At 68.1% G+C, this 24449-nt stretch carries 19 protein-coding genes; 11 read left to right on the forward strand and 8 right to left on the reverse strand.

The genetic code is table 11. The features are described from left to right. The first annotated feature begins 79 nt into the window (after positions 1-79). The 4 genes from AC07NN_RS10175 to AC07NN_RS10190 all read left to right on the forward strand — a co-directional run bounded on the left by AC07NN_RS10175 (position 80) and on the right by AC07NN_RS10190 (position 4516). Positions 80-988, forward strand: coding sequence for an ABC transporter permease (locus AC07NN_RS10175; protein ID WP_494640284.1), 909 nt, complete (start codon positions 80-82; stop codon positions 986-988). Continuing rightward, entirely contained in the window at positions 985-1857 is an 873-nt protein-coding gene (locus AC07NN_RS10180; RefSeq protein ID WP_494640290.1) for an ABC transporter permease, read from the forward strand. The genes AC07NN_RS10175 and AC07NN_RS10180 overlap by 4 nt, the downstream gene beginning before the upstream one ends. Continuing rightward, positions 1854-2972, forward strand: coding sequence for an ABC transporter ATP-binding protein (locus tag AC07NN_RS10185; protein WP_494640296.1), 1119 nt, complete (start codon positions 1854-1856; stop codon positions 2970-2972). Before AC07NN_RS10180 ends, AC07NN_RS10185 begins: the two co-directional genes overlap by 4 nt. A 140-nt stretch (positions 2973-3112) precedes the next feature. Beyond that, entirely contained in the window at positions 3113-4516 is a 1404-nt protein-coding gene (locus AC07NN_RS10190; protein WP_494640300.1) for an aspartate aminotransferase family protein, read from the forward strand. A 2-nt stretch (positions 4517-4518) separates the two neighbouring features. Here the strand turns inward: AC07NN_RS10190 and AC07NN_RS10195 are convergent, their stop codons facing one another. Next, complete coding sequence (locus AC07NN_RS10195) at positions 4519-4794, reverse strand: type II toxin-antitoxin system RelE/ParE family toxin (protein ID WP_494640303.1); 276 nt, start codon at positions 4792-4794, stop codon at positions 4519-4521. Further along, positions 4782-4964: an antitoxin gene (locus AC07NN_RS10200; protein WP_494640304.1), complete on the reverse strand. Its 183-nt coding sequence runs from the start codon at positions 4962-4964 to the stop codon at positions 4782-4784. Before AC07NN_RS10200 ends, AC07NN_RS10195 begins: the two co-directional genes overlap by 13 nt. Before the next feature lie 75 nt (positions 4965-5039). On the opposite strand from AC07NN_RS10200, the gene AC07NN_RS10205 reads away from it, so the two are divergent. After that, positions 5040-6437, forward strand: coding sequence for a glutamine synthetase family protein (locus AC07NN_RS10205; protein WP_494640307.1), 1398 nt, complete (start codon positions 5040-5042; stop codon positions 6435-6437). Then, on the forward strand, positions 6430-7695 hold the full coding sequence (locus AC07NN_RS10210; protein ID WP_494640309.1) for an NAD(P)/FAD-dependent oxidoreductase: 1266 nt from the start codon (positions 6430-6432) through the stop codon (positions 7693-7695). The genes AC07NN_RS10205 and AC07NN_RS10210 overlap by 8 nt, the downstream gene beginning before the upstream one ends. A 102-nt stretch (positions 7696-7797) precedes the next feature. On the opposite strand, the gene AC07NN_RS10215 is transcribed toward AC07NN_RS10210, so the two are convergent. Further along, complete coding sequence (locus AC07NN_RS10215; protein WP_494640311.1) at positions 7798-8397, reverse strand: TetR/AcrR family transcriptional regulator; 600 nt, start codon at positions 8395-8397, stop codon at positions 7798-7800. A gap of 105 nt (positions 8398-8502) precedes the next feature. Between AC07NN_RS10215 and AC07NN_RS10220 the strand changes: the two genes are divergently transcribed. From AC07NN_RS10220 to AC07NN_RS10240, 5 genes are all read left to right on the forward strand, one after another. Continuing rightward, complete coding sequence (locus AC07NN_RS10220) at positions 8503-9150, forward strand: SRPBCC family protein (RefSeq protein ID WP_494640313.1); 648 nt, start codon at positions 8503-8505, stop codon at positions 9148-9150. A 158-nt stretch (positions 9151-9308) separates the two neighbouring features. Beyond that, positions 9309-11330, forward strand: coding sequence for a tetratricopeptide repeat-containing sulfotransferase family protein (locus AC07NN_RS10225; RefSeq protein WP_494640315.1), 2022 nt, complete (start codon positions 9309-9311; stop codon positions 11328-11330). A 131-nt stretch (positions 11331-11461) separates the two neighbouring features. Then, on the forward strand, positions 11462-13831 hold the full coding sequence (locus tag AC07NN_RS10230) for a TonB-dependent receptor (protein WP_494640317.1): 2370 nt from the start codon (positions 11462-11464) through the stop codon (positions 13829-13831). 69 nt (positions 13832-13900) lie between these two features. Next, positions 13901-15223 carry an amino acid permease gene (locus AC07NN_RS10235; protein WP_494640319.1) on the forward strand — a complete coding sequence of 441 codons (1323 nt, stop codon included), beginning with the start codon at positions 13901-13903 and terminating at the stop codon, positions 15221-15223. Beyond that, positions 15220-16497: a metal-dependent hydrolase family protein gene (locus AC07NN_RS10240; RefSeq protein ID WP_494640321.1), complete on the forward strand. Its 1278-nt coding sequence runs from the start codon at positions 15220-15222 to the stop codon at positions 16495-16497. The genes AC07NN_RS10235 and AC07NN_RS10240 overlap by 4 nt, the downstream gene beginning before the upstream one ends. A 109-nt stretch (positions 16498-16606) precedes the next feature. Here the strand turns inward: AC07NN_RS10240 and AC07NN_RS10245 are convergent, their stop codons facing one another. From AC07NN_RS10245 to AC07NN_RS10265, 5 genes are all read right to left on the reverse strand, one after another. Continuing rightward, entirely contained in the window at positions 16607-17197 is a 591-nt protein-coding gene (locus tag AC07NN_RS10245; RefSeq protein ID WP_494640323.1) for a TetR/AcrR family transcriptional regulator, read from the reverse strand. Continuing rightward, positions 17194-18336 carry an aromatic ring-hydroxylating oxygenase subunit alpha gene (locus AC07NN_RS10250; protein WP_494640325.1) on the reverse strand — a complete coding sequence of 381 codons (1143 nt, stop codon included), beginning with the start codon at positions 18334-18336 and terminating at the stop codon, positions 17194-17196. Before AC07NN_RS10250 ends, AC07NN_RS10245 begins: the two co-directional genes overlap by 4 nt. 130 nt (positions 18337-18466) lie before the next feature. Next, a complete protein-coding gene (locus AC07NN_RS10255; RefSeq protein WP_494640327.1) occupies positions 18467-20098 on the reverse strand; it encodes a phytoene desaturase family protein in 1632 nt (543 codons plus the stop codon). A 168-nt stretch (positions 20099-20266) separates the two neighbouring features. Continuing rightward, positions 20267-23344 (reverse strand): efflux RND transporter permease subunit, encoded by a 3078-nt coding sequence (locus AC07NN_RS10260; RefSeq protein ID WP_494640329.1) that lies wholly within the window; start codon positions 23342-23344, stop codon positions 20267-20269. A 3-nt stretch (positions 23345-23347) separates the two neighbouring features. Then, entirely contained in the window at positions 23348-24436 is a 1089-nt protein-coding gene (locus AC07NN_RS10265) for an efflux RND transporter periplasmic adaptor subunit (RefSeq protein WP_494640331.1), read from the reverse strand. Positions 24437-24449: the final 13 nt, after the last annotated feature.

The following is a 24449-nucleotide window of genomic DNA, read 5'->3' on the forward strand; positions in this document are numbered from 1 at the left end:
GCGGCGAGCGCCGAGTAGCCCCCTCAGTCGCTCCGCGACAGCCCCCCCCGGCGGGGGAGCAGATTCAGGAACGGGATCCATGGAACAATCCTGGAAACAGGCGAAAGCCGTCTTCGCCGCGGCGCTGGGACCGCCGCTGGTGTGGCTGGTGCTGTTCTTCCTCGCGCCCATGGCGATCGTCTGGGCCTACAGCTTCGGCCACAACGCCGGCCTGACCGAGATCGCCATCAGCGGCACGTTCAGCAACTACGCCCGGGCGATCGAGCCGCTGTACCTGAAGATCTTCCTGAAGTCGGCCTGGGTAGCCGCCCTGACCACGGGGCTGTGCCTGGTCATCGGTTTCCCGGTGGCCCTGGCCATCACCTTCGCCTCCGACAAGGCCAAGACCTGGCTCTTGTTGCTGATCATGCTGCCGTTCTGGACGAACCTCTTGATCCGCACCTACGCCCTGATCGCCGTGCTGCGCACCGAGGGCTATGTGAACCAGAGCCTGGAATGGCTGTGGAAGGGGGGCGGCTCGCTGGCCGCGCTGGTCGGCCTGCAGCCGCTAGGCGATTTCCAGCCGCTGGAGCTGCTGCACAACAATTTCGCGGTGATCCTGGGCCTCGTTTACGTCCACCTGCCCTTCATGGTGCTGCCGCTGTATTCAGCCCTGGACCGCCTGGACAAGTCGCTGCTGGAAGCCAGTCTCGACCTCGGCGCCGGGCATATGCGGACCCTGTTCAAGGTGGTCGTGCCGCTGGCCTTGCCGGGCATCGCCTCGGGGATCCTGATCACCTTCATCCCGGCGCTCGGGGCCTATCTGACGCCCGACCTGCTGGGTGGCCCCGACAGCCAGATGATCGCCAACATCATCGAGCGCCAGTTCAAGCGCGCCAACGACTGGCCCTTCGGCGCGGCGATGTCGTTCCTGCTGATGTACCTGACCTTCATCGCCATCGCGATCCAGGCGGTCCTGGCCAAGCGCACGCCGGAGGCCCGAGCATGAGTGGGGTGTCCATGAGCAAGAAGGCTCCCCCCGGTCCGCTCGAGTACCTGCGCCGCTGGCAGATGCAGGCTTGGCTCGCGGCGGTGTTCGTCTTCCTGTACGCGCCGCTGATCGCCCTGATGGTGTTCAGCTTCAACGACAGTAAGCGCAACATCGTCTGGAAGGGCTTCACCCTCAAATACTACGACAAGCTGTTCCACGACTCTGCCCTGCTGGAGGCGTTCGGCAACAGCCTGACGATCGCGGCGGTCTCGACGGTGATCAGCCTGGCGTTGGGAGCCATGGCGGCCTTGTTGCTGTGGCGCTTCCGCTTCCCCGGCAAGACGGCCTTGGACGGCGCTCTGGCCCTGCCGATCGTGGTGCCCGAGATCTGCATGGGCGTGGCCATGCTGGTGTTCTTCGCCCGGGTCATGCCCTGGCCGCAGGACTTGCCGTGGCCGCTGAACCTGGGGGCGATCATCATCGCCCACGTGTCGTTCTCGTTCCCGTTCGTGGCGGTGGTGGTGCGCGCGCGCATGGCCAGCTTCAATCGCGAGATGGAGGAGGCGGCCCGCGACCTGGGCGCCGGCGAGTTCCGCACCATCAAGGACGTGATCCTGCCGCACATGGCCCCGTCGCTGGTGGCCGGGGCGCTGCTGGCCTTCACGCTGAGCCTGGACGATTTCGTCATCACCTTCTTCACCGCCGGTCCCGACACGGTGACCTTCCCGGTGAAGGTCTATTCGATGGTCCGCTTCTCGGTGACGCCGGAGGTCAATGCGGCCTCGACGGTGCTGATCGTGTTGACCGTGCTGCTGACCGCGGCGGCGTTGAAACTGCAGGGCGACCCCGCCGCTACGGCCGGCCACGGGGCGGGGGACGGCAAATGAGCAAACCGATCATCACCTTCGAGAACGTCACCAAACGCTTTGGCAAGCTGGCGGCCGTCGACGACGTCTCCCTGACCGTCAACGAGGGCGAGTTCTTCGCCCTGTTGGGACCGTCGGGCTGCGGCAAGACCACCCTGCTGCGGATGCTGGCCGGCTTCGAGACGCCCACCGAGGGCCGGATCCTGATCGATGGCCAGGACATCTCCAACGTGCCGCCCAACAAGCGGCCGGTGAACATGGTGTTCCAGTCCTACGCCGTGTTCCCGCACATGACCGTGGCCGACAACGTCGCCTACGGCCTGGTGGTCGACAAGGTCAGCAAGGCCGAGCGCGACCGCCGCGTCGAAGAGGCGCTGGATCTGGTGCAACTGGGCGGCTACGGCGGCCGCAAGCCCGACCAGCTGTCGGGCGGTCAGCGTCAGCGGGTGGCCCTGGCCCGAGCGCTGGTCAAACGTCCGCGCGTGCTGCTGCTGGACGAACCCCTGTCGGCCCTGGACGCCAAGCTGCGCGAGCAGATGCGCACCGAGCTGTGCACCCTGCAGGAGAAGGTCGGGATCACCTTCATCATGGTCACTCACGACCAGGACGAGGCCCTGGCCCTGGCCACCCGCTGCGCCGTGATGAGCAAGGGCGTGCTGCAGCAGGTGGCCACGCCCAGCGACCTCTATGAGTTCCCCAACAGCCGCTTCGTGGCCGACTTCATCGGTAGCGTGAACCTGTTCGAGGGGGTGCTGGCCGTCGACGAGCCCAGCCACGCGGTGATCAAGTCGCCGGACCTGCCGGTGGACATCTTCCTCGACCATGGCGTCACCGGCCCGCGCGGCGGCACGGTCTGGGCGGCGATTCGCCCGGAGAAGATCGAGCTGCACAAGAAGGAAGGCGACGTCCCGCCGAACCTCGGCGACTGCCCGCACGGGACCAACGCCATTGCCGGCGTGATCAAGCACGAGGCCTATCTGGGTGGGCAATCGACCTACGAGGTTGAGATCGCCGGAGGGCGGCGCGTCAAGGTCCAGCGCTCGAACCTGACCCGTTGGGACCAGGAGGATTTCAAGCTGGGCGAGACCGTGTGGCTGTGCTGGCACGCGTGTTCGCCGGCGGTGTTGCTCTCGTAACCCCTACACCGCTCATCCCCGCGAAAGCGGGGACCCAAGCCGAGCTGGCGGCGAGTGCTCCAGCGAAACAACAAGCACCGCTTGGGTCCCCGCTTTCGCGGGGATGATGCGGAATACAGAGTGAAAGCAGGGAAAGCGTCATGACCGTCCCGATCCGCAACCACGACATCGCCGAACTCCGCCGCCTGGACCTGGCCCATCACCTGCCGGCCCAGGCCGACCACAAGGTCATCGCGGAACTCGGCGGCAGCCGGATCATCACCCGCGCCGACGGGATCTACATCCACGATGGGGAAGGCCATCAGATCCTCGACGGCATGGCCGGCCTGTGGTGCGTCAATGTCGGTTACGGCCGCAAGGAGCTGGCCGATGCGGCGTACGAGCAGATGCTGGAGCTGCCGTACTACAACACGTTCTTCAAGACCGCGACGCCGCCGACCGTGACCCTGGCGGCCAAGATCGCCGAGAAGATGGGCGGGCATCTCTCCCACGTGTTCTTCAACTCGTCGGGCTCGGAGGCCAACGACACGGTCTTCCGCCTGGTCCGCCACTACTGGAAGCTCAAGGACCAGCCGCAGCGGACGGTCTTCATCAGCCGCTGGAACGCCTATCACGGCTCGACCGTGGCCGGCGTTTCGCTGGGCGGCATGAAGCACATGCACAAGCAGGGCGACCTGCCGATCGCCGGCGTCGAGCACGTGATGCAGCCGTACCAATTCGGCGACGGCTTCGACGAAGACCCGGCCGCCTTCCGCGATCGCGCCGTGAAGGAGATCGAGGACAAGATCCTCGAAGTCGGTCCCGAGAACGTCGCGGCCTTCATTGGCGAGCCGGTGCAGGGCGCGGGCGGGGTGATCATCCCTCCCGACGGATATTGGCCGGCCGTCGAGGCGTTGTGCCGCAAGTACGGCATCCTGCTGGTCTGCGACGAGGTGATCTGCGGCTTCGGGCGGCTGGGCCAATGGTTCGGCCACCAGCACTACGGCATCAAGCCGGACCTGATCGCCATGGCCAAGGGTCTGTCGTCCGGCTACCTGCCGATTTCGGCCGTGGGCGTGGCGGACCACATCGTCGCCGAGCTGCGCGAGAAGGGCGGCGACTTCATCCACGGCTTCACCTATTCGGGCCACCCGACCTGCGCGGCGGTGGCGCTGAAGAACATCGAGATCCTGGAGCGCGAGAGCCTGATCGAGCGCACCCGCGACGACACCGGGCCGTATCTCGCCAAGGCGCTCGCCAGCTTGAACGACCATCCGCTGGTCGGCGAGACCCGCTCGCTGGGTCTTATCGGCGCCGTCGAGATCGTCCGCGAGAAGGGGACAAACAACCGCTTCCTCGACAAGGAGGGCGAGGCCGGACCGATCGTCCGCGACCTCTGCATCAAGAACGGCCTGATGGTCCGCGCCATCCGCGACAGCATCGTCTGCTGCCCGCCGCTGATCATCACCCACGCCGAGATCGACAAACTTGTCGCCATCATCCGCCAGTCTCTGACCGAGGCCGAGCCCGTGCTCCGCGCCCTCAAACCGGAGGCGGTGTCATGAGGCTAGATTGGACGACGGGCGCCGTGCCGCACGCTGCCAATGACGACGACTTCTCCCACGACGCGATAGCGAAGGACGTAGGGCGGGACAGCGACGATCTCGCGACGTCCCTGAGTGCTCATGCGGCCACGTTCGGGATGGTCCGCCAAGCTGGCGCCAACGGCGAACAGCCTTTGGCCCAGCCGTTGGGCTGCGATAGGACGCGACTGGTCGGAGACATGGCTGACGATGGCGTAGACATCAGCCATCGCTCGGTCGGTCCAGATTACTTTCGCCACGAATACGGGGGCGGCGTTTGGTGTGGCGTACCCAACGTCTTGAGCCACTCCCCCACACGCTCGTGCGGAACGGTCCGGCCAGCCTCGAAGTCGGCGTCCGCCTCGGCGTCAGCCGCCAAGATCGCCTCGTCTTCCAACTCGTCGAAGATGTCGGGTTCGGGCTCGGCCATGGCCTACGATAACAGAAACTTTTCGAGAACAAATCCGGAAAAACCGAGCTTTCTGCCAAGCTCTCGGAGCGTGTCATGAAGCCCAAGCACAGCAAGGCCAAGCGCGAGAACAGCCTGGACCGGGGCGTCTCGACCCTGGAGGAGGCGCAGGCCTGGTTCGCGCGGCAGAGCATCGAGGAGATCGAGTGCGTGGTGCCAGACCTGGCGGGCGTGGCGCGCGGCAAGATCATGCCGGTGCGCAAGTTCCTCGGCACGCCATCGATGAACCTGCCGCTGGCGGTGTTCTACCAGACCATCGCCGGCGACTTCCCCGAGTTCGAGGGGGCGGTGAACGCGGTGCAGGCCGACACTGACATCTTCCTGACCCCGGACTTCGCGACCCTGGCCGCCGTGCCGTGGGCCCAGGACCCGACGGCGCAGGTGATCCACGACGCCTTCCACCCCGACGGCCGGCCGGTCGAGGAGGCCCCGCGCCAGGTGCTGCGGCGGGTGCTGGCCCTCTATGCCGAGCGAGGCTGGAACCCGATCGTGGCCCCGGAGATCGAGTTCTATCTCGTCGAGCGCAACACCGATCCTGACTATCCGCTCAAACCCCCGGTCGGCCGGTCGGGGCGTCCGGAGACAGGCCGCCAGGGCTATTCGATCAGCGCGGTCAACGAGTTCGACGCCCTGTTCGAGGACATGTACGAATATTCGGAGCGCCAGGGCCTGGAGATCGACACCCTGATCCACGAAAGCGGCGTGGCGCAGATGGAGATCAACCTGCGGCACGGCCATCCGCTGGAGTTGGCCGACCAGGTCTTCATGATGAAGCGCACCATCCGCGAGGCGGCGCTGGAGCACGAGATCTACGCGACGTTCATGGCCAAGCCCATGGCCAGCGAGCCCGGCAGCGCCATGCACATCCACCAGTCGATCGTCGACAGGAAGGGCCGCAACCTGTTCTCGGACGAGGACGGGCAGGAGACGGCGCTGTTCCACGGCTTTATCGGCGGGCAGCAGACCTACCTGCCGGCGATCATGGCGATATTGGCGCCGTACGTGAACAGCTACCGCCGGATCGCGCGGGACTCGGGCGCGCCGGTGAACACCCAGTGGGGCTACGACAACCGCACCTGCGGCCTGCGCGTGCCGCCGTCGGACCCGGCCAACCGCCGCCTGGAAAACCGCATCCCCTCGTCGGACGCCAATCCGTATCTGGCGATCGCGGCGGTTCTGGCCTGCGGCTATCTCGGTATGGTCGGCGGTCTGACGCCCAGCGCGCCGGTCGCGACAGACGCCAGCGTTGCGGGCGTGCAATTGCCGCGCAGCCTGTCGGAATCCCTGGCGCTGTTCAAAGCCTGCCAGCCGCTGGTCGACATCCTGGGCCCGACCTTCTGCCAGGCATACGACCGCGTGAAGCAAGCCGAGTACGAGACCTTCATGCGCACGATCAGCCCGTGGGAGCGGGAGTTCCTGCTGCTGAATGTCTGAGGTCTACGGCGCAGGGAATTGGTACGCCGCTACCGCCCACGACCACCTCGACCTCCCGCCGCTCGACGGCGACACCCAGGCCGAGGTCTGCATCGTCGGCGCGGGCTTCACGGGTCTCGGCGCGGCGCGGGCCTTGGGGTCTCGCGCCGTCGTCCTCGAAGCCGGCCGCATCGGCTGCGCCGCCACTGGCCGCAACGGCGGGCAGGTTCATACCGGCCAGCGGCGCGACCAGGCCTGGCTGGAGAAGGCCGTCGGCCGTGACGACGCCCTGGCCCTGTGGCGCCTGGCCGAGGACGCCCGCGCCCACTTCAAGGCCCTGACCGATACGGTTCCCTGCGACTGGCGACCGGGCATGATCCACGCCCGCCACAAGCCCGGCGGCGAGGCCGAGGACGCGGCGTATGCGGCGCTGATGGCGGACCACTACGGCTACGACCAGTTGGAGCTGATCGACGAAGCCGACCTCGCCGCCGAACTAGGGACGGGCGTCTACCACGGTGGGCTGGTCGATCGCGGCGGCGGCCACGTGCATCCGCTGAAGCTCGCTCTGGGCATGGCGCGGCAGGCGATGGCGGCGGGCGCCGTGATCCACGAGAACACTCGCGCCGAGACCTGGCGACGCGAGGCCGGCAAGATCTTCGTCGAAACCACGACCGGTCGCGTCGTCTGCGACCAGCTGATCCTCAGCGGCGATGGCCTGCTCAACGCCATGGCCGGACGGGCGCGGGCGCGCGTCATGCCGATCAACAACTTCATCGCCGTCACCGAACCGCTCGGCGAGGTCGCCGACGACATCATCCGCTCGAACGCGGCGGTGTCGGACAGCCGCTTCGTCGTGAACTATTTCCGCAAGACCTCCGACGGCCGGCTGCTGTTCGGCGGCGGCGAGAACTATCGCCCGGGCTTTCCGAGCGACATCGCCGGCATGGTCCGCAAGAACCTGGCCAAGGTCTATCCGCGGCTGGCCGAGGTGCAGATCACCCACGCCTGGGGCGGGACCCTGGGCATCACCATGAGCCGCATGCCGTTCGTCGGCGAGATCGCGCCGGGCGTGCGGGTGGCCTCGGGCTATTCGGGGCAGGGGGTGATGCTGGCGCCCTATGTCGGCAGGCTGCTGGCAGAGGCGGCGCTGGGGGATACGGGCGGGGTCGAGCTGATGTCGCGCCTGCCGACGCCGCCGTTTCCGGGCGGGCGGTTGCTGCGCTGGCCGCTGACGGTGGCGGGGCTGAGCTGGTACGCGCTGCGGGATCGGCTGTAGGCCCGGCAACCTCGCCCTTCGACAGGCTCAGGGTGAGGTTTCCTACTGCGGCTGACTTGATCCTCACCCTGAGCTTGTCGAAGGGCGAGGATCACGCTCCGCCTAGGCGAACTGCTTCGCCGTCAACAACACCATATGCTGCCGCAACTGCGCGATGCTGCGGTCGAAATAGCCGATCTCGCGATGGGTCCGCGCCTGCATGACCGCGCCTTCCATGGTCGTCAGAATGAATTCCGACAGGCCCCTCAGGTCCGCGCCCGGCGGCAGGTCGGCGTCCTGCAGGCAGCCTTCGATGGCGGTGGTCCAGTTGCGGAAGTTCTCGGCCAGAAGCTCGCGCACCGGCGGGTCGGGTTCGTGCAACTCCAGGGCCAGCGAGCCGATCGGGCAGCCGTACAGGCAGTCGCTCTCCAGCAGGGCGCCGCGATAGGCGGCCAACAGGGCGAAGATGCGCTCGATCGGGTCCTCGACCCCGCGCCAGGCCGGGTTCAGCAGCATCTCGTGGATGCCGTCGCGGTACATCTCCAGCACCCCGACCAGCACGTCCTGCTTGCCGGGAAAGAAGTGGTAGAGGCTGCCGCTGTTGGCCTGCGAGCGCGAGAGGATGTCCGACACCGAGGTCGAGCCGTAGCCCTTGGCGGCGAACAGCTCCATCGCCGTCAGCAGGATGCGTCGCCGGGTGTCTAGCGCGGTTGAAGGGGCCATGGTGTCTTGGGTACCACGCTTGAACGATCAGTCAACTTTTCGCTTGAGCGATCAATCAAGTCGTGCTTGGCTTGAATGGTCATTCAAGGGCTGGGGAGAGCCGAGATGCTGAAGTCGACCATGATCGCCGCCGCCGCGCTGCTGGCTTTCGCGGGAACCGCGCAGGCGCAACAGGCGCGCAGCTGGAAGGATTTCCCGGGCGTCTCGAACACCAGCTATGTCGACGCCGCCGGCCAGAAGGCGCTGCAGCTGTCGATGGATATTCCCGCCACGCCGCACCAGGTGTTCGACGCGTTCGCCACCTCGGACGGCTTCAAGAGCTGGGCGGTGGCCGTGGCCAATGTCGACCTGCGCACCGGCGGCGCGATCGAGGCCAGCTACGATCCGAAGGCCAAGATCGGCGATCCCAGTAACATCAAAAACCAGATCGTCACCTTCATCCCCGACCACCTCTTGGTGATCCGCAACATCCAGGCCCCCGAGGGCTTCGCCGGCAAGGGCGAGTTCCAGAAGACGGTGACGATCATCGAGTTCACGCCGATCGAGGGCGGGGCCAAGACGCGCGTGCGGCTGACGAACACCGGCTATGGCGACAACCCCGAGGCCCAGAAGGTGTTCGGGCATTTCGAGTGGGGAAATGCCTACACGCTGGCGGAGCTGAAGAAGCGCTTCGAGAAGGGCGCGATCGATCGGACGGCGGGCGAGGGAGCCAAGCGGAATGCCGAGGCCGACAAGGCGGTGACGGGGAAGTAGCTTCAACTCTCCTCCCCCGTTGGGGGAGGTGGCCCAGAGGGCCGGAGGGGGCAGCTCGGCGTTGGCGGCGCCGCCCCCTCAGTCGCTCCGCGACAGCTCTCCCAGCGGGGGAGCAGATTTGATTGACACCCATACCCTCGCCCCGCTCTCCTCGCCCCATGGAGTCCACGACCGCCCAGCCCGCCGTCAGCCTCGCCGCGGCGCTCGATCACGCCGAGCGGCTTCTGGAGACGGCGCCGCATCTGGCGGTCGAGCAGGCGCGGGCGATCCTGGAAGCCGTCCCGCGCCACGCCGACACCACTCGGGTCCTGGCCGCCGGGCTTCGTCTTTCCGGCCATCCGCAAGCCGCGCTCGAGACTGTCGCGCCCCTGGCCCAGGCCTTGCCCAACATGCCGCTGGCCCAGCTGGAGCTGGCGCTCAGCCTGGAGCGGCTGGGCCGCACCGCCGAGGCCGTCCGCGCCTTCGACCGCGCCAGCGCGCTTGAACCGCGCCTGTCGGAAGCCTGGCGGGGTCTCTCCGAAAACCTCGACCTGCTGGGCGACAGCGCCGGCGCCGAGAAGGCGCTCGCCCGCCAGCTGCGCGCCTCGACCCGCGACCCGGCCCTGGTCGAGGCGGCCACGGCCTTGTCCGAGAATCGCCTGGGCGTGGCCGAACAGATCCTGCGCGAGCGGCTGAAGGCCGACGCCGGCGACGTCGCCGCGATCCGCATGCTGGCCGAGACCGGCGCGCGGCTGGGTCGCTACGCCGATGCGGAGAACCTGCTGACCCGCTGCGTCGAGCTGGCCCCGAACTTCGCCGCCGCGCGGCACAATCTGGCGACGATGCTCTATCGCCAGAACAAGAACCTCGAAGCCCTGGCGCAGATCGAGACCCTGACGGCCAAGGACGCGCGCCATCCCGGCTACGCCAACCTCTACGCCGCGATCCTGGCGCGCCTGGGCGAGTACGACCGCGCCATCGCCGTCTATGACCGGGTGCTGGCGGACTATCCCAACCAGCCAAAGGGCTGGATGAGCTACGGCCACGCGCTGAAGACGGTGGGCCGCCAGGCCGACTGCGTCGCGGCCTATCGCCGGGCGCTGGACCAGGCCCCGACCCTGGGCGAGGTCTGGTGGAGTCTCGCGAACCTCAAGACCGTCAAGTTCGACGACGCCGACCTCGCCGCCATGACCACGGCGCTGGACGCCGAAGGCCTGTCCGACGACGACCGCCTGCATCTGCGCTACGCTCTGGGCAAGGCGCACGAGGACGCCGAACTGTGGGACGCCGCGTTCGAGCACTACGCCGCCGGCGCCGCGATCCGCCGGGCGCAGCTGGAATACGATCCGGAGGAGAACGCCGCCGACACCGCCCGCACCAAGGCCGTGTTCACGCCCGCCTTCGTCGCCGAGCGAGCGGGGCAGGGCAGCGCCGCCCCAGACCCGATCTTCATCGTCGGCCTGCCGCGCTCGGGTTCGACCCTCGTCGAGCAGATCCTGGCCAGCCACTCGATGGTCGAGGGCACCATGGAGCTGCCCGACCTGATCGTCATGGCCCGGCGCCTGGGCGGCAGGACCGCCACCCGCGCCGAGTCGAGCTACCCCGAGAGCCTCGCCGACCTGTCGCCCGACGACCTGAAAGCCCTGGGCGAGGAGTTCCTGGAGCGCACGCGTATCCAGCGGAAGACCGACCGGCCGTTCTTCATCGACAAGATGCCCAACAACTTCGCGCACGCCGGGCTGATCCACCTGATCCTGCCGAACGCGAAGATCATCGACGCCCGCCGCCATCCGCTGGGCTGCTGCTTCTCGGGGTTCAAGCAGCACTTCGCGCGGGGGCAGGCGTTCAGCTACGACTTGAGCGACATCGGCCGCTACTACGCCGACTACGTCGAGCTGATGGCGCATTTCGATGCGGTGCTGCCCGGCCGTGTGCATCGGGTGATCTACGAGCACATGATCGCCGACCCGGAGGCGGAAATCCGCGCCCTGCTGGACCACTGTGGCCTACCCTTCGAAGAGGCCTGCCTGTCACCGCATGAGAATGACCGCGCCGTGCGCACCGCCAGTTCCGAGCAGGTCCGGCGGCCGATCTTCAAAGACGCGGTCGAGCACTGGCAAAAATTCGAATCGCATCTGGACCCGCTCAAGCAGGCATTGGGCCCTGTTCTTCAGGCCTATCCGAACGCGCCCGTTATTTAACCAACTGCTCCGAACCTCGCCATTTCTGCAACACTCACAGGAATTGGCGGCAAACCGAAATTTCCAATCTTGCCGGACGCTTAAGGCGGGTCGAACGTCCTGCCTATCAAAGCCGTAAGGGGAGCGACTGTATGTCGTCGGGATCGGTTCGAGTGACGAGGATCGGCATCTGCTCTGCCGCCCTCATGGCGTCTACGATGTTCACGGGCGTCGCGTACGCCCAGGCCCAAGCCGGCCAAAGTTCCACCGCCCTGGAAGAGGTGGTGGTCACCGCGCAAAAGCGCAGCGAAAATCTGCAGGACGTACCGGTCAGCATCCAGGCTCTCGGGGGAGAGAAACTGGAGCAGCTGCAGGTCGCCGCCTTCGTCGACTATGTGAAGTTCCTGCCCAGCGTGTCGTTCACGACCTCGGGTCCGGGCTTCGGCCAGGTCTATATGCGCGGCGTCGCCAGCGGCGGCGACGGCAACCACTCCGGTTCGCTGCCCAGCGTCGGCGTCTATCTGGACGAACAGCCGGTCACCACCATCCAGGGCGCGCTGGACATCCACGTCTACGACATCGCCCGGGTCGAGGCCCTGGCCGGTCCGCAGGGCACCCTGTACGGCGCCAGCTCCCAGGCCGGCACGCTGCGGATCATCACCAACAAGCCCTCGACAGCCGGTTTCGCCGCCGGCGTCGACGTCGAGCTGAACCAGGTCGAACACGGCGGCGCGGGCCATACGATCGAGGGCTTCGTGAACATCCCGCTGTCCGACAAGGTCGCGGTGCGGGTGGTCGGCTGGGACGTCCGCGACGCGGGCTATATCGACAACGTTCTGGGCACGCGCACCTACGAGCGCGGCGACAACGATCCGACCAACAACTACACGATCAACAACAAGGCCCGGGCCAAGGACGACTACAACACCGTCTACACCCAGGGCGGCCGCGCGGCCCTGCGCATCGAGCTCGACGACAACTGGGTGATCACGCCCCAGGTCATGGGCCAGGTGCAGAAGGCCAACGGCCTGTTCGCCTTCGATCCCAAGGTCGGCGACCTGAAGGTGACGCACTTCTATCCGGAAGGGTCGAAGGACAAGTGGGTCCAGGCGGCCATGACCATCGAGGGCCAGGTGGCCAATCTCGATGTCACCTATGCGGGCTCGTACCTGAAGCGCAACGACTGGACCAACCAGGACTACACCGACTACTCGTACTTCTACGATCAGGTCGGTTACGGCTTCTACTGGACCGACAACGCCGGCAACCTGGTCAATCCTTCGCAGTACATCTCCGGCAAGGACAACTACCGCAAGGAAAGCCACGAAATCCGCATCGCCTCGCCGCAGGACAAGAAGCTGCGGGTCGTGGCCGGCGCCTTCTACCAGAAGCAGCAGCACCACATCTTCCAGAACTATCAGATCGCGCAGCTGGGCAGCACGCTGTCGGTGCCAGGGCGTCCGGGCACGATCTGGCTGACCAACCAGGAGCGGGTCGATCGCGATAAGGCCGTGTTCGGCCAGGCCGAGTGGGACATCACCGACAAGCTGATGCTGACCGCCGGCATCCGCTTCTTCAAGGCGCACAACACCCTGGTCGGCTTCTACGGCTATGGGACCGGCTACGGTTCGACCGGCGAGCGGGCGTGCTTCAAGGGGCCGGTCGTGGCGGGCTCGCCCTGTACGAACCTGGACAAGGGCGTCAAGGAAAGCGGCAACTCGCCGAAGGTGACCCTGACCTACAAGATCGACGACGATCGGCTGGTCTACGCCACCTATTCGAAGGGCTTCCGTCCGGGCGGTATCAATCGTCGCTCGACCCTGCCGCCCTACCACGCCGACTACCTGAAGAACTACGAAGCCGGCTGGAAGACCACCTGGTTCGACAACAGCGTCCGCTGGAACGGCGCGGTGTTCATGGAGGACTGGTCCAACTTCCAGTTCTCGATCCTGGGCGCCAACGGCCTGACCGAGATCAAGAACGCCAACCAGGCCCGCATCAAGGGCGTGGAAAGCGACGTGACCTGGTCGCCGTTCCACGGCTTCACGATCAATGCGGCGGCGGCCTATACCGAGGCCAAGCTGACGGCCAACTACTGCGGCTTCACCGACGCCTCGGGCAACCCGGTCACCACCTGCGCCACGCCACAGGCGCCGGACGGCACGCAGCTGCCGGTGACGCCGAAGTTCAAGGCCAACCTCACGGCGCGCTACGACTTCACCTGGGATGACTGGGACGCCTACGTCCAGGGCGCCTTCGTGGGCCAGACCAGCAACTGGACCGACCTGCGGATCGTCGAGCGAGGCATCATCGGCAAGCAGAAGGGCTGGCAGACCGTCGACGTCTCCGCGGGGATCGACCGGGACGGCCTGTCGCTGTCGGTCTACATGAAGAACCTCTTCGACGAGCGGGCCAGCCTGAACCGCTACGCCGAATGCGCCGAGAGCGTCTGCGGAACCCAGTACTACATCGTCCCGAACCAGCCTCGCACCATGGGCGTCCGGCTCGGGAAGAAGTTCTAGTTCGCGTCTGGTCAGCGAGGGGCGGCCCTGTTGGGCCGCCCCTTTTTTGTTTTGCGTTTGGGGGGAACCATGGCGTCGTCGAGCGCCCGCCCGCTGGGCCTGTGGATGTGCACGGCCCTGGTCGTGGGCAACATGATCGGCTCGGGCGTCTTCATGTTGCCTGCCTCGCTGGCGCCCTACGGCTGGAACGCCGTGATCGCCTGGATGCTGACCATCGGCGGCGCGCTGTGCCTGGCCTTCGTCTATGCGCGCCTGGCGGAGTCCTTCCCGCGCGCCGGCGGTCCGTTGGCCTATACCCAGGAGGCGTTCGGCCCGACCGCGGGCTTCATGGTCGCCTGGGCCTACTGGATCTCGATGTGGGTGGGCAACGCCGCGATCGCGGTCGGCTGCGTCAGCTATCTGTCGGTCTTCGCGCCCGCCATCGCCAAGGTCCCGGGCCTGCACGCCATCGTCACCGTCGCCCTGGTCTGGGGGCTGACGGCGGTCAACTGCTGGGGCTCCAAGTCGGCCGGGCGCCTGCAGGTAGTTGCCACCATCCTGAAGCTGCTGCCCCTGATCGCCGTCGCGGGCCTGGCCGTCGCGGTCGTGGCGCGCAAGGGCGGGGCGGCCGTGACGCCGTTCGAGCCCTCGCAGCTGTCGGCCGGCGCGATCACCGCCGCGGCGACCCTGACCCTGTGGGCGTTGCTGGGCCTGGAGTCGGCCACCGTGCCCGCCGACAAGGTGCATGAGCCGACCAAGACCATCCCGAAGGCCACCCTCTACGGCACGGCCTTCACGGGGCTGATCTACCTGGTCGTCTGCTCGGCCGTGGTGCTGCTGTCGCCGGCCGACGTGTTGAAGAACTCCAACGCCCCGTTCGCAGATTTCGTCGGCTATCACGGCGGCGGGGACCTGAAGCTGGTGCTGGCCGGCTTCGCCGCGATCAGCGCTTTCGGAGCCTTGAACGGCTGGGTGCTGCTGCAGGGCGAGATGCCCTACGCCATGGCCCGCGACGGGGTGTTCCCGGCCTTCCTGGGCAAGCCGTCGAAGCGCGGTACGCCGGTGCGCGCCCACGTGCTGTCCAGCACGTTGCTGACCGTCCTGGTGCTGATGAACTACGCCAGGTCGATGGCCGACCTCTTCACCTTCATCGCCCTGCTGGCGACCTCGGCCAGCCTGTTCACCTACCTGTTCAGCGCCCTGGCCGCCCTGCGCCTGCAGCAGCAGAGGCGGATGGGAGCGTCCATGCTCCTGACCGTGCTGGCGATCCTGGCGGCGCTCTATTCGATCTGGACCCTCTATGGCGCCGGCGTCTCGGCCACCCTCTGGGGCTTGGTGCTGCTGGCGGCCGGCCTGCCCGTCCGCTTCCTGACCGCCCGTTCCGCCCACCCCCTCTCGGAGATCGCCTCGTGAAGCTGGCCGCCCTCGCTCTGTTGGCCGCCCTGGCGCCGGCCGTCGCCAGCGCTCAGGTCTCCTACGTCCGCGCCGGCAAGCTCGTGGACCCGCAGGCCGGCAAGGTGCTGACCGACCAGATGATCCGCATCGAAGGCGGCAGGATCGCCTCGGTCGCGCCATGGAAGGGCATGCCCAAGGACGGCGCGGTGACCGACTGGTCCAAGCTCACCGTCCTGCCCGGCCTGATCGACATGCACACCCACCTGGTGGACCAGGAGCAGACCGAGAACATCGCCGAGCCGCTGCTGACCACGGCCGCCTACCAGTCGTTCATCGCCGCCGACCACGCCCGCAAGACCTTGATGGCCGGCTTCACCAGCGTGCGCGACGTCGGCACCTGGCGGGCGTTCGGGGATGTGGCTCTGCGTGACGCGATCAACAATGGCCTCGTGCCTGGTCCTCGCATGTCGGTGGCCGGCGCCTACATCACCATCCCCGGCGGCGGCGGGGAGGTCACCGGCATCGCCGCCGACGTCGGCATCCCGGCCGAGATGCGGGTGGGGGTGGTCGAGGACGCGGCGGACGCGCATCGCAAGGCCGCCAACATCCTGGCCCACAAGGCCGACTTCCTGAAACTCATCGCCACTGGCGCCGTGCTGACCGTCGGCACCGAGCCCGGCCAGTTGGAACTTTCCGAGGACGAGATCCGCGCGGCCGTCGAGGAGGCCGCCAAGCGCGGGACCTACGCCACCGCCCACGCCCATGGGGCGGGCGGCATGAAGGTGGCCATGAAGGCCGGGGTGCGCTCGATCGAGCACGGCTCGCTGATGGACGACGAGGCCATCGCGATGATGAAGGCCAAGGGCGTGTTCCTGGTGGCCGACATCTATGACGGCGACTGGATCGACGAATATGGCAAGGCCCACGGCTGGCCGGCCGAGACCCTGCGCAAGAACTGGGAGACCACCGAGGCCCAGCGCGAGGGCTTCCGCAAGGCGGTGAAGGCCGGGGTCAAGATCGCCTACGGCACCGACGCCGGCGTCTATCCGCACGGGCTGAACGCCCAGCAGATGCCCTACATGGTCAAGTACGGCATGACGCCGATGCAGGCGATCCAGTCGGCGACGACGGTGGCGGCCGAGCTGATGAGCAAGACGGGCCAGGTCGGATGCGATGCGGCCGGCTGCTACGCGGACCTGATCGCGGTGGCCGGCGATCCGCTGGCGGATGTGTCTGTGCTGACCAAGGTGGCCAAGGTGATGAAGGGCGGGACGGTGGTGAAGGACGAATAGGGGCTGGGTGCGTCCTCGCCCTTCGACAAGCTCAGGGTGAGGACGACTTTTGGCGCTGACCTAGAAACCTCACCCTGAGCCTGTCGAAGGGCGAGGTTTCGGCTCGGCTCTAGTCCAGCCACCCCGCCAGCGCCCGCTCCACGATCGCCATCGCCTCGTCCGACCGGAACGTCGCCGGATCGAGGCACAACTCCAGCCAGAGCCCGTCGACCGTCGCCGTCAGCGCGATCGCCGCCAGCCGGGTGTCGCGCGCTCCGGCGTCGGCCAGCAGGCCCTCCAGCCGGGCCCGGAAGTCGGCATAGGAGGCCGCGTGGATCGCCGCCATGCGCGGCTTGGTCTTCACCAGCGACCAGAAGCCGATCCAGGCGGCCAGCAAGCGTGGATCCAGCACCGGCGGCGCGAAGCTGGCGCCCAGATAGGCCAGCAACCGTCCGCGCGGCGTCGGGCCGGCGGCCTCGAGCGCTGCGTCCAGGGCCGCGTCGATCCGCTGGCCGACGGCCTCGTAGGCCGCCGCGATCAGGTCGTCGACACCCTCGAAATAGTGCCGCAGCAGGCCCGGCGAGACGCCGGCCTCGGCGCAGATAGTGCGGACCGAGGTTCCACCGACGCCTTCGCGGGCCAGCACGGTTTCGGCCGCCGCGACCAGGGCCTGGCGGCGGACGTCGGCGGTCTCGCGGGTGAAGGCGGCGCGGCCGCTCACCACCCCTCCGGCGGTCGCGCCAAGCGGCTCTCTGGCACCAGCGCTCGCATCTTCCGGCCGAAGCTCCTGAGCGAAACCTCGCTCGTCGCCAACGGCCCAGCCGTGAAGGTCCGAGACGCCATGCCCTGCTGCACGCGGGCCACCAGCTCGGTGTCCTCGGCATTGACCTGGCGGTTGATGCGCCAGTTCAGATAGCGCGCCGCCTTCATCTCGCGCCGCTCGTCCGGCAGGGCGTAGGCGATCTCGCGGATCATGGTCTTCTCGGCCGAGACGGGGATGAACTGCATGAAGTCCACCTGGTCCGGATAGATGTCGAAGGCGAAGTTCGGCCAGAGCTTGAAATAGGTCCACAGCCGCTTGCGGTCGTCCGGCAGGTGCGGGACGTCCGGCAGCAGGTCCTGGTAGAGGCGCTCGGACGGGCTCTCCGACGGTTCATCGATCAGCTGGCCCCACATCTTGTCGACGAAGGTCTTGGCCTCGACGCCGTAGCCCTTGCCGAACAGCCGCGTCAGGCCGGGGTGGGCGACGGGAATGTGCAGGCCGTCCGAATAGTTGTCGCTGATGTTCTTCCAGTTCACCTCGCGCGGCCGCAGGGTGACGCGGCCGAACGGCTGCAGCTCCTCGAAGCGGTAGTGGGCGACCTCGTCCTCGTAGGGGGCCATCATGGTCGCGACCGACGGGCCTTCCCCTTCGATGCGAACGAAGACGAAGCCGCGCCAGATCTCGGTCTCGATCCTGGCCAGGCCCTGTTCGTGCATCTGCAGGGCCGGATAGTCGTCGCGCATCGGCACGCCGATCAGTCGGCCTTCCAGGTCGTAGGTCCAGGCGTGGTAGGGACAGACGATCCGACCGCCGCAGCGACCCACCGGCCCGTCCAGCAGCCGCGCGCCCCGGTGGCGGCAGACATTGGCGAAGGCCCGCACCCCGCCGTCCTTGCCGCGCAGCACGACCAGGCTTTCGCCGACGAAGTCGAAGGTGTGGAAATCGCCGGCCTTGGGAATGTCGTTCAGGTGGCAGACGATCTGCCACGACGGCCGGAAGATTTTGTCCTGCTCTTCGCGGAAGAAGCGCTCGGAGCCGTAGATCCAGCCGGGTAGGCCCCAGTCGGCCTGGGGATCTTCGTTGGAGATCTGGGTCACTGGCTCGCCCCCTCCGCGCCTGCGGCGCTTCTCCCCCGGAGAGGGAAGAAGGTCGCGCGTCTCCTTCTGCCCCCGTCGGGGGCGGACGACCTGCGGAGCAGGTCAGGTGGGGGCAAGTGAGCCGGCCGCATCACCGCCCCACCACCGACAGCTTCACCGCCGTGGTGAAGTCCTTGTCGCGCAGGATCTCGCGCGCCGCGTTGCGACCGGGATTGCCCGAGACGCCGCCGCCGGGGTGCGTGCCGGCGCCGCACATGTAGAGGCCCTTGATCGGCGCGCGGTGGCTGGCGTTGCCGAGGAACGGCCGGGCCGCCCACAGCTGATCCAGCGACATGTGGCCGTGCATGATGTCGCCGCCGATCAGGCCGAACTTCCGCTCCAGGTCCAGCGGCGACAGGATCGTGCGGCCCAGCACCGAGGCCTTGAAGTTCGGGGCCCACTTGTCGACCGTGTCGATGATCAGGTCGGCGGCGCTCTCGCGCTCGTCGTCCCACGAGCGGCCGTTCGGCAGCTCCGGCGCGAACTGCTGGCAGAACAGGCTGGCGACGTGCTGGCCGGGAGGCGCGAGCGAGGTGTCGATGGTCGAGGGGATCAGGATCTCGACGATGGGCGCCTTGCTGATGCCGTCGGCCTTCGCGTCGCGATAGGCGGCGTCCATGTAGTCGAGGCTGGGCGAGATCACGATGCCCGACTGGTGGTGCTCGGCCACGGCCTTGCCCGGCAGACAGGTGAAGTCCGGCAGCTCCGACAGGGCCACGTTCATCCGGAAGGTGCCCGAGCCGTTCTTGTAGCCGTCGACGGCCTTGCGGAAGTCGCCGGTCAGGGCCGAGGGCGGCACCAGCTTCTTGTAGAGCAGGGCCGGATTGACGTTGGCGCTGACGATCGGGGCCATGACCTGGCGGCCGTCGGCGATCTGCACTCCCACGGCTTTTCCGCCGTCGATATGGACGCCCTCGACCGGCGCGTTCAGCAGGATCTCGACCCCGGCCGCCTCGCAGGCCTTGGCCATGGCCTGGGTGATCGCGCCCATGCCGCCGACCGCGTGGCCCCAGGCGCCCTTCTTGCCGTTCACCTCGCCGAAGGTGTGGTGCAGCAGCACATAGGCCGAGCCGGGCGTGTCGGGGCTGGCGAAGTTGCCGACCACGGCGTCGAAGCCGAAGGCGGCCTTGACCGGATCGCTCTCGAACCAGCCGTCCAGCACGTCGCGGGCGCTTTTGGTGAAGAGGTCCAGGACGTCACGCTTACGCTCGCGCGAGAGCCTGGCCAGACGGCCGCCCTGGCGCAGCGCGCGCAGCAGGCCCGGCAGGCCGTCGCCCAGGTTCGGCGGGGTCTCCTGGGCCAGATCGCGCAGCACGTCGCCGATGTCGTCCAGCATGGCGTAGTAGGCCGGCAGGATCTCGGCGTCGCGGCGGCTGAACTTGCTGAACGACTCCTGGGTGCGCTCCAGCCCGCCGCCCAGCTTGATGTACTTGTCGTCCGACAGCGGCAGGAAGTTGGAGATCGGCCGCTCCAGGAAGGTCAGGCCGTAGTCGCGCAGGCCCATGTCGGCGATGACCTTGGGATTGAGCAGGCTGACCGTGTAGCTGGCCACGGAGTTGCGGAAACCGGGATGGAACTCCTCGGTCACGGCGGCCCCGCCGACCACGCCCCGGGCCTCGCAGACCGTGACCTTCAGCCCGGCCTTGGCCAGGTAGAAAGCGCAGACGAGGCCGTTATGGCCTCCGCCGATGATGACGGCGTCGCGGGTTTGCGTGGTGGCCATGATGTTCTCCCCCTGAGAAGGGGATAGTGTTGCTGTACGATCGTATAATAGGCAAGGGGGCGTGTTACTCGTCCCCTCCGGGCCTGCGGCCCTCCTCCCCCGGAGGGGGAAGAAGGATCGCGCGCCACCTTCCGCCCCCTCCGGGGGCGGACGACCTGCGTAAGCTGGTCAGGTGGGGGCAAGCGCGTCCGATTTGCCCCTGGCCGTCAGCCAGTACATCACCGGCGTCGCCACCCGGCTCAGCAGGGTGCTCGTCACCAGCCCGCCGATGATCGCGATGGCCAGGGGCGAGTAGAGACCCGAGCGCTCCACCGCCAGCGGCAGCAGCCCGCCGATCGCGGTGACGCTGGTCAGCAGCACCGGCAGGAACCGCACCTCGCCGGCCTTCTCGATGGCGTCGTGCAGGTTCATGCCCTCGCGGCGCAACTGCTCGGTGAAGTCGACCAGCAGGATCGAGTTCTTGATCTCGATGCCGATGAGGGCGATCACGCCGATGGTGGCGGTGAACGATAGCGAGTAGCCGGTCAGGGCCAGGGCCAGCACCGCGCCGAACACGCCGAACGGGATGATGCCGGCCACGACCAGGGCGGTCTTGAACTTCTGGAACTCCAGGACCAGCACGGCCAGGATGCCGAACACCGCGATCATCACCGCCGCGCCTAACCCTGCGAAGCTCTCCGACGCGGCCTCGGCCTCGCCGCCCAGTGACAGGCGGTAGCCCGGCGGCAAGGGGAGTTCCTTGGCCATGCGCGCGACGACGTCCTCCGTCACCGCCGAGGCCAGGAACCCCGTCTGGACATACGAACTGATCGTCACCGTCCGTTCGCGGTCGAAGCGGTCGATGCGCGAGGGGCTGGACTTGAGCTTCGGCGTGGCTATGGCGTCCAGCGGCGCGGCCAGGCCGTCGGCGGTCGGGACATAGACGCCCTTGAGCGCCGACAGCGGATTGCGCGCCGCGCCGTCGACCTGCGCCATCGGCAGCCGCACCTTGACCGCGTAGTCGTCGCCGTCCGGATCGCGGAAGCGGCCGGTCTCCTCGCCCGACAGCGCCAGGCGGGCGATGCGGCGCGGGGCGCCAGCGGGTACGCCCAGGGCGGCGGCCTTGGCCTCGTCGACGCCCAGGTCGAGGTCGGTGCGATCCAGGCGGATCGGGTTGGTGACGTCGCGCGTGCCGGGCGTGGCCTTCAGGATCGCCTCGGCGCGGGCCGACAGGGCCTTGAGCACGTCCAGGTTCTGGCCGGTCAGGCGCACGGCCACCGGCGCATCGATGGGCGGGCCGTTCTCGAAGGTGACGACGCTGATCCGCGCGCCCGGGAACCTGGCGAAGTCCTTGCGCAGGCCGTCCAGCACCTTGTCGCTGTGGCCCGGCTCCCAGCGCTTCAGGCTGACGAACACCTCGGCGAAGGTCGTGGCGCTCTCGCGCTGGCTGCGGTTGTAGAAGATCTGCGGATTGCCGCGACCCAGATTGGCCGCTTCCCAGACCACGTCCGGCTCGGCCTTCACGCGCTGTTCGACATAGCGCAGGGCGCGGTCGGTGCGGGCCAGGGACGAGCCGTCGGGCGTCTCGATGCGGATCAGGAACTGCGGGGTCTCGGCCGAGGGGAACAGGCTGGAGCCGACCAGCTTCACCAGCGGCAGGGTGGTCAGGCAGATGGCCAGCAGGATGCCCATGGTCACCCATGGCCGCGCCAGGGCCCGGTGCAGCACAGGGCGGTAGAAGCGGTGGATGCCGTCATTGACCGCTCGCAGCAGGGCGTTGCCCTCGGGATCGGAGTGCTTGTCCAGCAGGCGGCTGGCCAGGAACGGGATGATGGTCATCGAGACCAGCAGCGAGGCGGCGATGGTGCTGAGCACCGTCACCGGCAGCGACTTGATATAGGCCCCCGACCCGGCCGGCAGGGCCATCAGCGGCAGGAAGGCCAGCATCAGGGTCGCCGTGCAGCCCAGCACCGCCAGGCTGATCTGGCGCGTGCCGTTGATGGCGGCCTCGGTGCGATCCTCGCCCTCGCGCACCCGGCGGGCGATGTTCTCGGTGATGACGATGCTGTCGTCGACCAGCAGGCCCAGGGCCAGCACGAAGCCGGCGATGGACAGCTGGTTCAGCGTGAAGCCGAACGCCTGCAGCATGGTCAGGCCGATCAGTAGGGACAGCGGAATCGAGACCATCACCACCAGGCCCGCGCGCGGCCCCAGCGGCAGCAGGGTGATCAGCACCAAAGCCAGCGCGATGCCGAAGTCGCGGAACAGGTTGGTCAGCCGGTGCTTGACGTTCTCGGCCTGCACGAAGCCGCGCTCCAGCTTCACGCCGGCGGGCAGGGTCTTCTCGTAGTCGTCCAGCACCTGCTGCACGCCCTTGGTGATCTTGGCGACGTCCTGGCCGTCCTTCTGGTTCACGGTCAGGAAGATGGCGCGCTTGCCGTTGAAGCGGGTCAGGTGCGTGGGCTCGGCCTGGGCCCAGGCCACGGTGGCGACGTCGCGCACGCGGGTGACCTGGCCGCCGATCGAGCGGACGGGCGTGTCGGCGATGGTTTCCAGCGAGCGGAAGGCGCCGCCGGACTTGACGTTGAAGCGCCGCTCGCCGGCCTGGACCGCGCCAATCGGAGCCTCGGCGCCATTGGCCTTGAGGGCGTCGGCGACAGCGGTGGCGGGCAGCCTCAGGGCGGCGAGGCGCGCGAGGTCCAGCGTGACCTGCACCTCGGATTCCGGCGCGCCCCAGTACTTGGCCTCGCGCACGCCCGGCACCCGGTCCAGCCGTTCGCGCAGGCGGTCGGCGGTCTTTTCCAGGCGGCGCATGGGCAGGGTGTCGGAGGTCAGGGCGACCTGGACGATGGCCACCTCGGTGGTGCGCACGCGCTCGATCTGCAGTCGCTGCAGGCCGGCCGGCAGGTTGCCCCGGATGGCGTTCACCTCGCGGACCACCTGGTCGTACTTGCGCTCGGTGTCGACGTCCCAGGTGAAGTGGACGCGGATCACCGCCGCGCCGTCCACGGCGGTGGACTCGACCTTGTCGATGTCGTCGAGGCCGTCGACGGCGTCTTCGATCGGATCGACGATCAACTGCTCGATCTCGGTCGGCTCGGCGCCGGGCAGCACCGCGCGGACAATGACGATCGGCGTCGGGAAGTGCGGGTCTTCCGAGCGCGGGACGCTGGAGAGGGCGTTGATCCCCAGCATGATCAGCAGGCCGAACGCGACCAGCGTGAATTGCCAGCGGCGGACGGCGAAAGTCGCCAGATCGAACTTCATGGCCTAGCGCCCCTTGGCGGCGTCGAGGCGGGTGGGATCGATCACGCGGACCGCCTCGCCATCGGCGACGAAGCCGGCGCCGGCCGTGATCACCTGGGCGCCGTCAGGCAGGCCCGAGACCAGGGCGTCGTCGCCGTCGAAGCCGCCGAAGCCGACCGGCGTGCGGCGGGCCTTGCCGCCGTCGAACCGATAGACGAAGGCCCGCTTGCCGGTGGCCTCCAGCACCGCTTCGGCTGGGATGCGGGCATAGGCGGCGGTCGCGCCCGGCGCGGCGCGGACCTGCAGCACGGCGTGAGCGACCTGGCCGCTCCGCAGGGCGGCGGGCGGAGCAGAGAGCTCGATCTCGACGGCGACCGCGCCGGTGCGGGTGTCGGCGGCCTCGCCGACGCGGGTGACGTGGCCGGAGAGAGGCTGACCTCCGAGATCGTCGACGGTGACCTGGGCGACGTCGCCCACGCGGACCTTGGCCGCCTCGCGCGCGGCCAGCGGCAGGCGCAGGACCAACGGACTGGAGAGGTCGGCGACCCGCGCCACCACCTGGCCCGCGCCCACGACCTCGCCTGCCTGGGCGCGGCGTTCCAAGACGACGCCGGAGACCGGCGAAACCAGGCTGGCCCAGCGGCGATCGAAGCGGGCGGCGTCATAGGCGGCTTGCGCGGCCTTCAGCGCGCTCGTGCGGTCGTCGATGCGCTGGCGGCTGACATAGCCCTTGTCGAACAGGGTCTTGTCGCGCTCGACGTCGCGGCGGGCCCGTTCCAGGTCGGCGGCGGTCTGCTGCTGGCGGGCGTCGACGCCGGCCGGATCGATCGCGGCGATGGCCTCGCCGGCCCGGATGCTGTCGCCGGCCTCGACCCGCATGGACGTCAGAACGCCGGGGATGCGGAACGACAGCGCCATCTCGCGGCGGCGCTCCAGTGTGCCGGCGCCGCTCACCGATCCGGACGCGCCGGGGGCGGCGACGCGCGCGGCCTCGACCGGTGTGGCGGGGGCCGGTTCATCGGCCTTGGGTTTTGCGCTACACGCGCTCAAGGTGGTCGCCAGGAGCAACACCGCCAGGGGAGGGAGCGGGGTTCGCCACATACGCTGTTCCAAATCGATCAGTGAT

This window comes from Caulobacter sp. GW821-FHT09H08, assembly GCF_059415885.1.